We start from the raw sequence: 11,837 nt of genomic DNA, 5'->3' as shown, positions 1-11,837 counted from the left end.
GTACCGGCGCGGTAGGCTGGCCGACCGTCGTACCGTACTCGGGTGATCCGGCATTCGTCAGCCAATGTCCGGAAAGCGCACCCCTTTTGGGGTGGGGGCGGTACGGCCGGACCGGAGGGCGCGCAACGTGGCGCAGTCCACAGCGGGCCGTCGCGGATCACCCTGTCGCGACGGCGGGACGACCGGGACAATGCCGTTCAATGGCTTTGTCGTCATTGTGGGCGGGTCGTTCGTGCCGCTGGGCACGCACGCTCGTTCTTCACTGCGGGCGGTCGGTGTGCCGTTCCGGGCCAGCTGGTCGTAGAAGCACTAACCGATGGGCGAGGGGTACGCATGACCGACACCGGCCAGGTCCCGGGCGAGGGGCTGCCGGAGAACGCAGGCATGGTGGAGCAGCCGGGCGTCCTCGCGCCGGGCGCGTACACCTACCTCGACCCTTCCGACAGCGCTCCCGAGGACGACGACCTGCTCCTGATGCCGGGCCAGCAGGGCGCGTGGGGCACCGAGATGCCGCAGCACGTCCCGGCTCCGGCGCCGTATCCCCACGAGCCCGGTCCGCACGAGGCGGCCGGCCGGGACAGCGGCTCCATCGACGTCGGCGCGGTCCGTACGCCGCCTCCGGCGCCCGCGCCGCAGCCGACGCCGCGCCGCCCGCTGCACCTCGGCCCGCCCATCCCGGACACCTCCGCGAGCCCGGTGCGCACGCTCTCCGACCGCGGTCCGGCGGACGCCCCGATGCGCCCCTCCGGGCCGCCCACGACCGGCCCCGAGTACCTGGACGTGCCCCAGCCGGCGGAGAACTCCCCGCAGGGAGCGGTGCCCTGGGGGCCGCCGCCGCAGCAGCACACCGTGCCGCCGGTGAGCACGGAGGGGACGGCCGCAGAAACGGTCGTTCCGGCACCGGCGCCCGAGCCCGCGCCGACGGTTCAGCCGACCGCCGCGCCCGTCGCCCCGGAGGCCGCGCCCGTGACCGCCGAGGCCGCGCCCGACGCCCCGCAGGGCTCCGGCCCGCTGGTCGACTCGGAGCCGCAGCAGATGCCGCAGCCGACGCCGGAGGCCCCGCAGGCCGCGCACGGCGTGCCGGCCCCGGAGGGCGCGCTCGGCATGCCCGAGCAAGGCCAGGCCGAGGTGGCCGACGACTCCGGACACGTCCTGCCGGACGGGACGCTGAACGACGGCTCGCAGGGCGCTGCCTGGCAGCACGACGGCTCGCAGCATCCCGGAGCCGTACCGGCGCCGGATGCCGCACCGGCACAGGACGCGACCCCCGCCGGGCTCGCCCCGCAGGTCCCGGACGCCGTGCCCGTGGCGGATGCCGCCCCGGACTTCGGGGCAGTACCGGCAGTGGACGGCGAGCCGCACATCGGCGTGCCCGCGCCCGCGGCCGAAGCGGGGCCGGCCCCGCAGGCCGCGGAGGTCCACGTTCCGGCGCCTGCCGCGCACCCTGGGGCTCCCGCCCAGGACCACCAACACATTGCCGACGCCCCGGCCGAGCAGGAGGTCCACGATCCGGGCCAGGCCTCGGCCGTGCAGGTCCACGACACCAGCCTGACCCCGGCCGAGCAGGTCCACGACACCGGCGGGACCCCGGTCACGGCACCGGCAGCGGACCAGCACGCGCCCCTGACGGACGCCGAGGCCCAGACTCCTGACGCCCCGGCACTGTTCGCGGAGCCCGCGCCGCAGCAGGCCCCCGAGGAGGCGCAGCCCGCGGTCGCCGAGCCCGCGCAGGCGGTGCCGGTGGGCGGACCCACCCAGGCGCACGGCGAGCAGGGGGCGGGCGGCGAGCCGGCCGCCGGACCCGGTGTGCCCGCCGATGCCCCCGGCGTCCCGGCCGATGCCACCGGTGTGCAGGCCGACGCGCCCGTGGAGCCCCAGGCGGACCAGTCGTTCGGCCGGTTCGTGCCCGTCGAGGGCACCGTGCCGACCACCCCGCACCTGGCCCCCACTCCGCCGCACGCGCTGACCGTGCCGCCCCTGCCCGTCCAGGAGCAGCCGCCCGCCGAAGAATCCGCTCCGGCCGTCGCCCAGCAGGAGGAACCGGCGGTGCAGGAGCCCTTCGCGATGGTTCCCGGCCCCCGCGAGGGTGAGGGGCCCGTCCCGGAGCCGGATGCCGAGGACCAGGAGCCGGTAGTCGCACAGCAGGCGGACGACCTCGACACCCGGGCCGCCGACCAGGAAGAGAGCACGGCCGCCGTGGAAGAAGCACGACAGTCCACCGGCCCGGCGGCGCCCGGATACGACGACGCCGAGCGCGAAGCCGTCCTGCGCGTGATGCGCGAGCGCCGCGACATCCGCAACGGCTTCCGCAGCGACCCGATCCCGCACGACGTGCTGCTGCGCGTCCTGGAGGCCGCCCACACGGCACCCTCCGTGGGCCACTCCCAGCCCTGGGACTTCGTCGTCATCCGCTCCGCCGAGACGCGCCGCACGATGCACGAACTGGCCATGCGCCAGCGCGAGGCGTACGCCAAGTCGCTGCCCAAGGGCCGGGCGAAGCAGTTCAAGGAACTGAAGATCGAGGCCATCCTCGACACACCGGTGAACATCGTGGTCACCGCCGACCCCACCCGGGGCGGTCGCCACACCCTCGGCCGGCACACCCAGCCGCAGATGGCGCCGTACTCCTCCGCGCTCGCCGTCGAGAACCTGTGGCTCGCGGCCCGCGCCGAGGGCCTCGGCGTCGGCTGGGTCAGCTTCTTCGACGAGCGCGAGATGGTCCGGGCCCTCGGGCTGCCCGAGCACCTGGAGGTCGTGGCGTACCTGTGCGTCGGGTACGTCGACGAGTTCCCGGAGGAGCCCGAACTGATGCAGGCGGGCTGGTCCAAGCGCCGCCCGCTGTCCTGGGTCGTGCACGAGGAGACGTACGGCCGTCGCGCGCTGCCCGGCGAGGAGCCGCACGACCTGCTCGCCGAGACCGTCGCCGGCATCCGCCCGCTGGACGCCAAGGCGCTCGGCGAGGCCTGGGAGCGGCAGAAGCGGATGACCAAGCCCGCGGGTGCCCTCGGCATGCTGGAGATCATCTCCGCGCAGCTGTCCGGCCTGTCCCGGCAGTGCCCGCCGCCGATCCCGGAGCCCGCGGCCGTCGCCATCTTCGCGGGCGACCACGGCGTGCACGCCCAGGGCGTGACCCCGTGGCCCCAGGAGGTGACGGGCCAGATGGTCGCCAACTTCCTCGGCGGGGGAGCGGTCTGCAACGCCTTCGCGGGCCAGGTCGGTGCCGAGGTCTGTGTCATCGACGTGGGCGTGGCCGCCGACCTGCCCGCCACCCCCGGCCTGCTGCCGCGCAAGGTCCGCGCCGGCACGGCCGACATGACGACCGGCCCCGCGCTCACCCGCGAGGAGGTCAAGCAGGCGATCGAGGTCGGCATCGAGACGGCCCGCGACCTGGTGGCGGCCGGCAACCGGGCTCTGCTCACCGGTGAGATGGGCATCGCGAACACGACGGCCTCGGCCGCCCTGATCGCCGTCTTCACGGACACCGACCCGTCCGAGGTGACGGGCCGCGGCACCGGCATCAACGATGAGACGCTGGCCCGCAAGACCGAGGTCGTGCGCCGCGCCATCGAACTCCACCAGCCGGACCCGGCCGACCCGATCGGCGTCCTGGCGGCGTTCGGCGGCCTGGAGCACGCGGCGATGGTGGGCCTGCTGCTCGGCGGCGCGTCCCTGCGCACGCCGGTCATCCTGGACGGCGTCAGCGCAGGCGCTGCCGCCCTGGTGGCGCGCGCCATCGCCCCCGAGGTCCTCGCGGCGTGCATCGCAGGCCACCGCAGCGCGGAGCCGGGCCATGTGGCCGCCCTGAACAAACTGGGCCTTCGCCCCCTGGTCGACCTGGACCTCCGCCTGGGCGAGGGCACGGGCGCCCTGCTGGCCCTGCCGCTGGTCCAGAGCGCGGCGAGGGCGATGCACGAGGTGGCGACGTTCGACTCGGCAGGCGTCACTGAGAAATAGCACCACTTCACGTCCGCGTGCAGGGGCGGCTCAGCCTTCGACCAGGTGAGCCGCCCTGACGTCCGCACCATAGAATCCGCACGTCAGGCCCCTCCAAAGCCGCAGAGGCCGCCGTCCCCACCGCCGCACGAGGAGCCGCACCTCCATGGCCGAACACCCCCCGTACCCCGTAGGGCTCCGCCTGACCGGACGCCGCGTCGTCGTCCTCGGCGGCGGCCAGGTCGCCCAGCGCCGCCTTCCGGCGCTCATCGCGGCAGGCGCGGACATCGTCCTCGTCTCCCCGGAAGCGACCCCCTCGGTCGAAGCCATGGCGGACGCGGGCGAGATCACCTGGGAGCAGCGCCCGTACGAGGACGGCGACCTCGTGGACGCCTGGTACGCCCTGATCGCCACCAGCGACCCCGAGGCGAACTCCCGGGCCTCGGCGGAGGCAGAGGCCAACCGGGTGTGGTGCGTCCGCTCCGACGACGCCGACGCGGCCACCGCGTGGACCCCCGCGACGGGCCACAGCGAGGGCGTCACGGTCGCCGTGCTCACCACCGAGGCCAGGGGCCGCGACCCCCGGCACACCGCCGCCATCCGTGACGCCGTGGTGGAGGGCCTGCGCGACGGCACGCTGGTCGCCCCGCACCACCGCACCCGCACCCCCGGTGTGGCGCTCGTCGGCGGCGGCCCCGGCGACCCGGACCTGATCACCGTCCGCGGGCGGCGGCTGCTCGCCGAGGCGGACGTGGTCATCGCCGACCGTCTCGGTCCCCGCAACCTGCTCGCCGAACTCCCGTCGCACGTGCAGGTGATCGACGCGGCGAAGATCCCGTACGGCCGTTTCATGGCCCAGGAGGCCATCAACAACGCGCTGATCGAGCACGCCAAGCAGGGCAAGTCGGTCGTTCGCCTCAAGGGCGGCGACCCGTACGTCTTCGGCCGCGGCATGGAGGAGGTGCAGGCGCTCGCCGAGGCGGGCATCCCGTGCACGGTCGTCCCGGGCGTCTCCAGCTCGATCTCCGTGCCGGGCGCGGCCGGCATCCCCGTCACCCACCGCGGTGTCGCACACGAGTTCACGGTGGTCAGCGGGCATGTCGCCCCTGACGACGAGCGTTCTCTGGTCGACTGGCCGTCCCTGGCGCGGCTGACGGGCACGCTCGTGATCCTCATGGGTGTCGACAAGATCGGGAAGATCGCCGAGACGCTCGTCGCCCACGGCAAGGCGCCCGACACCCCCGTCGCCCTGGTCCAGGAGGGCACGACGGCCGCCCAGCGCCGGGTCGACGCGACGCTGGCGACGGTCGCGGAGACCGTCCGGGAGAAGGACGTGAAGCCGCCGGCGGTCATCGTCATCGGCGAGGTCGTGACGGTGGGGCCGCGGCCGGTCGAGTAACCGGGGGTAACACGTCCCGTTCCAGCCGTTGGCACCGCTCCTTGGACAAGGCAGTATCACTCTGTGGCCGATCTCATCACCGTTGAGGACCCCGACGACCCGCGCCTCACCGACTACACGGGTCTGACCGACGTGGAGCTGCGCCGCAAGCGCGAACCCGCCGAGGGACTGTTCATCGCCGAGGGCGAGAAGGTCATCAGACGGGCCAAGGCGGCCGGCTACGAGATGCGTTCCATGCTGCTGTCCTCGAAGTGGGTCGACGTCATGCGGGACGTCGTCGACGAGCTCCCGGCCCCGGTGTACGCGGTCAGCCCGGAACTGGCCGAACAGGTCACCGGCTACCACGTGCACCGCGGCGCGCTCGCCTCCATGCAGCGCAAGCCGCTGCCGACGGCGGACGAACTCCTCGCCTCCGCCCGCCGGGTCGTGATCATGGAATCCGTGAACGACCACACCAACATCGGCGCGATCTTCCGCTCCGCCGCCGCCCTCGGCATGGACGCGGTCCTGCTGTCACCCGACTGCGCCGACCCGCTGTACCGGCGCAGCGTGAAGGTGTCCATGGGCGCGGTCTTCTCGGTGCCGTACGCACGCCTCGACACCTGGCCGAGGGGCCTGGAGTCGGTCCGCGAGGCCGGCTTCACGCTCCTCGCGCTCACCCCCGACGAGAAGGGCAAGACCCTCGACGAGACGGCTCCCCACAAGCTGGACCGGGTCGCGCTGATGCTCGGCGCGGAGGGCGACGGACTGTCCACCCGGGCGCTGGTCGCCGCGGACGAATGGGTCCGCATCCCCATGGCTCACGGCGTCGACTCCCTCAACGTGGGCGCGGCGGCCGCGGTCGCCTTCTACGCGCTCGCCACCGGCCGCCCCCAGTCCTAGGGTCCCGCCTTTCGGGTCAGCCCGGTCGGCCGCCGGTCGTCCCCTGTGCCCGGTCAGCCGTCCCGGTCGAGCTCGCTGTGGTACTGCTCGGCCATCAGGTCGCCGGTCAGGGGCGTGTACGACTGCTCCGGTCGTACGTCCTTGCGTACGTGTCCGTCGTCCATGCCGCGCGCCGGCCCCTGGCACCCCTGGGCCGCCGCGATACCCAGCGCCACCAGCAGCGTCACCACCACGAACACGAAGATCCGCTGGCGCAGCAGCCGCGGGTTGGCCGGGCGCCGCCCCGTCCCGGTGGTACGGGGCGCCGGCCGTCCCGCGCCACTGCGCGGTGCGGGACGGCCGCCGGAGCGGGTCGAGGTGCCGCGCTGCGCGGGCGTCGGACGCGACCCCGGCCGGGAGCCGCTGCTGCGGGGCGGGGGAGTGCCCGGCCCCTGCGGGCGGCGCACGGTGCGCTGCTCCGCGTACTGCTGCGCGAGCCTCCCCGACGGCCGGTCCGGGTCGCCGCGCCGGTCGGACGGCCGCACGTCCGTGAGGCCCTGGGTCTCCCGGGCCGCGATCTCCTTGAGTCGGAGCGAGAGTTGGAGGGTGCTCGGCCGTTCGTCGGGGTCCTTGGCGAGGCAGGCGCGGACGAGCGGGGCCAGGGCGTCCGGCACGCCGTGCAGCTTCGGCTCCTCATGCACCACGCGGTAGAGCATCACCTCGGAACTGCCGTGTCCGAAGGGCGAGTCTCCGGTCGCCGCATACGCCAACGTGGCGCCCAGCGCGAACACGTCCGTGGCCGGCGTGACGGCGGCCCCCCGCACCTGCTCGGGGGCGAGGAAGCCGGGCGACCCCACGGCCGTGCCGACGTGGGTGAGCGTCGAGGCACCGGTCGCCCAGGCGATGCCGAAGTCGATGATCCGGGGGCCCTTCGGGGACAGTAGGATGTTGGACGGCTTCAGATCCCGGTGCACGACGCCGGCCTCGTGCACCGCCACAAGCCCCTCGGACAGGGCGGCCCCGACGGCGGCAACCTCGGCGGCCGTGAGGGGGCCCTCCTCGGCGACCTTGTCGTGCAGCGACGGCCCGGGCACGTACTGCGTGGCGAACCACGGGCGATCCGCTTCCAGATCGGCGGCCACCAGTCGCGCCGTACACCCGCCACGGATCCGCCGTGCCGCCGAGACCTCACGTGCGAACCGCGACCGGAACTCCTGATCCTCCGCGAGATCCGGCCGGATCACCTTCAGCGCGACCCTCTGGCCCCGCTTGTCGGAGCCCAGGTAGACGACGCCCATCCCGCCCGCGCCGAGCCGCCGGTGAAGCCTGAACGAGCCGACGACACGCGGGTCCTCACGCCTCAGGCGCATCATCGCCATGTCCATCCCCGCTGCCCGGTCCGTTTGACGAGCCACAGCTTACGTTTCCACGGCCGGGTGCGCGCAGAGGCCGCGCCCTCTCGCCCCGATCGATTGTCAGTGCCCCGTGGGAGACTTGAGGGGTGGTCAGGACAGGGGCGAGCAGGTCCGTGGCGCGCTGTCCATGATCTCAAACACCCGCTGGGGAAGGGGGATTGAACCCGTGAAGGGTGATCGTGTGGAGATAGTGGTGGACGCGGGGGACACGACGCGTACGTACGAGGTGGTGGCGAGCAGGGCGGGCCGCCGGGTGGAGACGGCGGTGCGCAGGGGCGTGGTGGAAGTGAGCGAAGTCACGCGTTCCGGGACGGTCGTACGGACCGCCCGCTTCATGGCGAACCGGGTGCTGGCGCTGGTGGAGCAGCCGGTCCCACGGGAAGACGGGTCGGAGCAGAACGGGTACACCGGGCGTCCCCTCCGGGAAGACCCGGAGACCTAGGACCTCGTCTCCACCCAGGGGAGTACGCCGCAGGTCATCGCTCCTCCTCGGGGAGGCCAGGGAATCGATACGAGGGCATGACGATCGGGGATCGCCCGAAGCCTAGATTTGAGGTCAAGCGGCGGGTGCAGCACTCGTCCCCCGAGGTCAGACACCCGCCGCTGCCAACGACAACAGCACCACGGTCAGGAGAGGGACCATGGCCCACACGGCACCGCGGACACTGATCCGCACGCAGGGACGCAGGGCGTACGCCGCGTTCGGCTCCCGCCGCCAGGGCCGCCGCCACCCCCTGGTGGCGACCGCGATGGTCCTCCCCCTGGCGGCCCTGCTCGTGTACGCCTTCGGCGGCTGGGATGCAGTGGTCACACAAGCGTCGTCCGTGGGCGTGATGCTGGGGCGCTGAGCGGCGCCCCAGGCCCGGAAGAGCGGTCCGGGCGGGGACATCCACCCATGCAACCCCGTGGGGACGGGGGTCCGGCGGACGGCACCAACGCCCGCGCAGCTGGGGAGCTGCGCGGGCGTTATTTTGCGCTGCTTTGCGCCTGAACCGGCGCCGCTCTCGCGGACCTGGTTGATCACCGTCGTGGTTACTCAATTGATGGTTGCTGTGGTCTTGGGTGAGAGACCACAGCTCCTGCCTTGTGCGTACGCTCTGGGGCGAGCCTGCACTACCCAGGGAGACCCGTGACCGCCGACGTACTGTCCGCCCTCACAGCCACGGCCCGGTGTGCGCCTCATCCTCGAGGAGGAGGCTGTGGGCATCCGGACGCCGTGCTGGCCGAGCGGGAGGACGGCACGGTCGTGCGGCACGGTGGCATGGTCGCCAAGGCGCATGCCCCGGGTACGGACCTCGGGGAGCTCTCCCTCCGTCTCGGGATCGCCGCCGACCTCCCCGAGATCTTCCTGGCGCCCCTCCGCCCCATGCCTGCCGACCTCCACGGGCGCCCGGTGACCTTCTGGCCGTACGGCACCCCCGTGGATCCCGGCACTCCGGACGCCGCCCCGTGGGAGGCCGCCGCCACCCTTCTCGCCCAGCTGCACCAGGCCCCCGCCCCCACCGGCCTCCCAGTGATGCGCGGCCCCGCCAAGGCCGCCCGCGCCATCCAGCGTCTCCACGCCGCCGGTCCCCACCCGGCCGCCGCAAGCGTCCTCCGCGCCTGGGCCGGCCTGCCGGGGTGGGCCCGAGCCGAGGCGCCCATGCCCTCCGTGCCCTCTCTCTGTCACGGCGACCTCCACCTCGGCCAGCTCGTACGCCACCCCGCGGAGACGGGCTGCTGGCTCCTCATCGACGTCGACGACCTGGGCCTCGGCGAACCGGCCTGGGACCTGGCCCGCCCGGCCGCCTGGTACGCCTGCGGTCTGCTCCCGCCGGACGAGTGGGCCCGGTTCCTCGACGCGTACCGCCGGGCGGGCGGTCCCGCGGTCCCCTCCACCGGCGACCCCTGGCCGGCCCTGGACGTTCCCGCCCGCGCCCTCACCGTGCAGACGGCCGCCCGGGCCGTCGCCAAGTCCGCCGCCGCAGGCCGCGCCTTGGACGAGGTGGAACAGGCCGTGGTCGACGCCTGCGCCCGAATGACCCCGATCCCTCCGCAGTTGGGGCGGTGATCTGCGCCCCGGGTTGCAACCGTTCCAGCCCGTACCGAGTCCCTATCTGGCGAAGCCCCACCGACCGGCGAGGAGTTGAGCCGAGCATGCAGTGTCCGAAGTGTCATGCGCCGATGCACACGTACAACCGCAACGGCGTCCAGATCGAGCAGTGCAGCGGCTGTCGCGGCATCTTCCTCGACTACGGCGAGCTGGAGGCGCTCACCCGTCTCGAGGCCCAGTGGGCACAGCCCGCCCCGCCGCCCCCGCCCGCGTACCCGTCCGCTCCCGCCTGGGGCGCCCCGCACGGCGGCCACCACGAGGGCCACGGTCACTACGGCCACCACCGCCACAAGAGCTTCGGTCACATGCTGTTCTCCAGCTGAGAGCTGAGCCCACGAAGAAGCCCCCGGCCGTGCGGGCCGGGGGCTTCGAGGTGTGGACGATACTGGGATTGAACCAGTGACCTCTTCCGTGTCAGGGAAGCGCTCTCCCGCTGAGCTAATCGTCCTCGGGACCGTGATCCGAAGATCACGGGCAGTGCGTGCGCGATACTGGGATTGAACCAGTGACCTCTTCCGTGTCAGGGAAGCGCTCTCCCGCTGAGCTAATCGCGCGGGGGATCCGAAGATCCAGTGGACGATACTGGGATTGAACCAGTGACCTCTTCCGTGTCAGGGAAGCGCTCTCCCGCTGAGCTAATCGTCCTTGGAGGTGGAGACGGGATTTGAACCCGTGTAGACGGCTTTGCAGGCCGTTGCCTCGCCTCTCGGCCACTCCACCAGGAGTGCAGGGGCTCGGGAAGATCCCCTGGTTCCTTCGAGCGGACGACGAGGCTCGAACTCGCGACCTCAACCTTGGCAAGGTTGCGCTCTACCAACTGAGCTACGTCCGCTTGTCGTTTGTCGGTCCGCTTCCGCGTCCCGGCGACGTGTTGAACTCTAGCGGATTCCCGGGCCAGTACAAAAACGCGTTTGCGCAGCGTGCTGCCTTGCGCCTGGTCAAGGACACGGCCGGACCACCGGCAGGACACTCGCGGGCCACCCTCGTGACACCCGCCCTAGACTCGACAGCGTGCCCGACCTGCCTCCTCTCGCCCGTTTCGGCGACCGCGTAGCCACCGGTCTCCTCGATGTCACCAGTGATCCGGCCGCCCTCGACTCCACCGGTTTCTGGGCGGTCTGCGCGGACTACGAGGGGCGTCTGACCTGTGCCCGCTTCGCGGACGTACGGGAAGAGCCGGTGCCCGCGCCCGTGCCCGGCGGATGGCGGGGGCCCGAGGTCGGTGACTGGGTGTCCTCCCTCGACCGCGTGGCGTACACGGCGGGCGTGCGCCGGATCCGCGAGCACATCGCCACCGGGAGGGTCTACCAGGTGAACCTCTGCCGTGTGCTGTCCGCGCCGGTCGCGCCCGGCGCCGACGTGGACGCCCTGGCCGCCGTGCTGGCCCGCGGCAACCCCGCCCCGTACGCAGGAACGATCCGCCTGCCCGAGCACGGCGTGGAGATAGCCACCGCGTCCCCCGAGCTGTTCCTGCGCCGCGCCGGCCGCACCGTCGAGTCCGGCCCGATCAAGGGCACCGCCCGCACCGAGGCGGAGCTGCTGGAGAAGGACTACGCGGAGAACGTGATGATCGTGGACCTGGTGCGCAACGACCTCGGCCGCGTCTGCGTCACCGGCAGCGTCACCGTCCCCGACCTGTGCGCCGTCGAGAAGCACCCCGGCCTCGTCCACCTCGTCTCCACGGTCCGCGGGGAGCTGCGCCCGGACGCCGGCTGGCCGGAGCTGCTCGCCGCCGCCTTCCCGGCCGGCTCGATCACCGGTGCCCCCAAGTCGAGCGCGCTGCGGATCATCGACGCTCTGGAGACCGGGCCCCGCGGCCCCTACTGCGGCGGCATCGGCTGGGTCGACGCCGACCGGGGCGTGGGCGAGCTGGCCGTCGGCATCCGCACCTTCTGGATCGACCGGAGCGCCGAGGGCGCGGCCGTCCTGCGGTTCGGCGCCGGCGCCGGCATCACCTGGGACTCCGACCCGGAGGGCGAGTGGCGCGAGACCGAACTGAAGGCCGCCCGGCTGCTCGCGGTAGCGTCGGGGGAGTACCAGGACCTGGGGCCGGAATGACCCTTCATACGCGGCACACGTCCAGGGCTCCGCGGCTCGGCCACGGGCCGGACGACACGTCGCACGACGCTTTCGCCAC

General features: G+C 73.1%; 9 protein-coding genes and 5 tRNA genes. 8 read left to right on the top strand and 6 right to left on the bottom strand.

Going from position 1 to position 11,837, the window contains the following annotated elements; all coding sequences use genetic code 11:
* Positions 1-333 precede the first annotated feature (333 nt).
* From cobT to AB0N14_RS11540, 3 genes are all read left to right on the top strand, one after another.
* Positions 334-3,954, top strand: coding sequence for a nicotinate-nucleotide--dimethylbenzimidazole phosphoribosyltransferase (cobT, locus tag AB0N14_RS11550; protein WP_366025450.1), 3,621 nt, complete (start codon positions 334-336; stop codon positions 3,952-3,954).
* Between the two features lie 145 nt (positions 3,955-4,099).
* Positions 4,100-5,332, top strand: coding sequence for a uroporphyrinogen-III C-methyltransferase (gene cobA, locus AB0N14_RS11545; RefSeq protein ID WP_366025449.1), 1,233 nt, complete (start codon positions 4,100-4,102; stop codon positions 5,330-5,332).
* A 63-nt stretch (positions 5,333-5,395) separates the two neighbouring features.
* The gene (locus AB0N14_RS11540) at positions 5,396-6,214 is read left to right on the top strand and encodes an RNA methyltransferase (RefSeq protein WP_366025448.1); all 819 of its coding nucleotides are present in this window, start codon (positions 5,396-5,398) and stop codon (positions 6,212-6,214) included.
* 53 nt (positions 6,215-6,267) lie between these two features.
* On the opposite strand, the gene AB0N14_RS11535 is transcribed toward AB0N14_RS11540, so the two are convergent.
* Complete coding sequence (locus AB0N14_RS11535; protein WP_366025647.1) at positions 6,268-7,578, bottom strand: serine/threonine-protein kinase; 1,311 nt, start codon at positions 7,576-7,578, stop codon at positions 6,268-6,270.
* A gap of 196 nt (positions 7,579-7,774) precedes the next feature.
* On the opposite strand from AB0N14_RS11535, the gene AB0N14_RS11530 reads away from it, so the two are divergent.
* From AB0N14_RS11530 to AB0N14_RS11515, 4 genes are all read left to right on the top strand, one after another.
* The gene (locus AB0N14_RS11530) at positions 7,775-8,050 is read left to right on the top strand and encodes a hypothetical protein (protein WP_366025447.1); all 276 of its coding nucleotides are present in this window, start codon (positions 7,775-7,777) and stop codon (positions 8,048-8,050) included.
* 199 nt (positions 8,051-8,249) lie between these two features.
* Complete coding sequence (locus AB0N14_RS11525) at positions 8,250-8,456, top strand: hypothetical protein (protein WP_366025446.1); 207 nt, start codon at positions 8,250-8,252, stop codon at positions 8,454-8,456.
* 368 nt (positions 8,457-8,824) lie between these two features.
* Positions 8,825-9,658, top strand: coding sequence for an aminoglycoside phosphotransferase family protein (locus AB0N14_RS11520; protein ID WP_366025646.1), 834 nt, complete (start codon positions 8,825-8,827; stop codon positions 9,656-9,658).
* A gap of 86 nt (positions 9,659-9,744) precedes the next feature.
* Positions 9,745-10,023: a zf-TFIIB domain-containing protein gene (locus AB0N14_RS11515; protein ID WP_366025445.1), complete on the top strand. Its 279-nt coding sequence runs from the start codon at positions 9,745-9,747 to the stop codon at positions 10,021-10,023.
* A gap of 53 nt (positions 10,024-10,076) precedes the next feature.
* Here the strand turns inward: AB0N14_RS11515 and AB0N14_RS11510 are convergent.
* The 5 genes from AB0N14_RS11510 to AB0N14_RS11490 all read right to left on the bottom strand — a co-directional run bounded on the left by AB0N14_RS11510 (position 10,077) and on the right by AB0N14_RS11490 (position 10,532).
* Positions 10,077-10,148 (bottom strand) — tRNA-Val (locus AB0N14_RS11510).
* 34 nt (positions 10,149-10,182) lie between these two features.
* Positions 10,183-10,254, bottom strand: a tRNA-Val gene (locus tag AB0N14_RS11505).
* Between the two features lie 19 nt (positions 10,255-10,273).
* Positions 10,274-10,345, bottom strand: a tRNA-Val gene (locus tag AB0N14_RS11500).
* A 1-nt stretch (position 10,346) separates the two neighbouring features.
* Positions 10,347-10,420: transfer RNA gene (locus AB0N14_RS11495), tRNA-Cys, on the bottom strand.
* Positions 10,421-10,459: 39 nt separating this feature from the next.
* Positions 10,460-10,532, bottom strand: a tRNA-Gly gene (locus tag AB0N14_RS11490).
* Between the two features lie 179 nt (positions 10,533-10,711).
* On the opposite strand from AB0N14_RS11490, the gene AB0N14_RS11485 reads away from it, so the two are divergent.
* Positions 10,712-11,758: a chorismate-binding protein gene (locus tag AB0N14_RS11485; protein WP_366025444.1), complete on the top strand. Its 1,047-nt coding sequence runs from the start codon at positions 10,712-10,714 to the stop codon at positions 11,756-11,758.
* The last annotated feature ends 79 nt before the right edge of the window (positions 11,759-11,837 follow it).

Origin of the sequence: Streptomyces sp. NPDC051104 (genome assembly GCF_040682835.1) — a bacterium.
Lineage (GTDB): Bacteria > Actinomycetota > Actinomycetes > Streptomycetales > Streptomycetaceae > Streptomyces > Streptomyces cynarae.
Note: the sequence above shows the minus strand (reverse complement) of the source record. Positions and strands in the feature narration are given on the sequence as shown.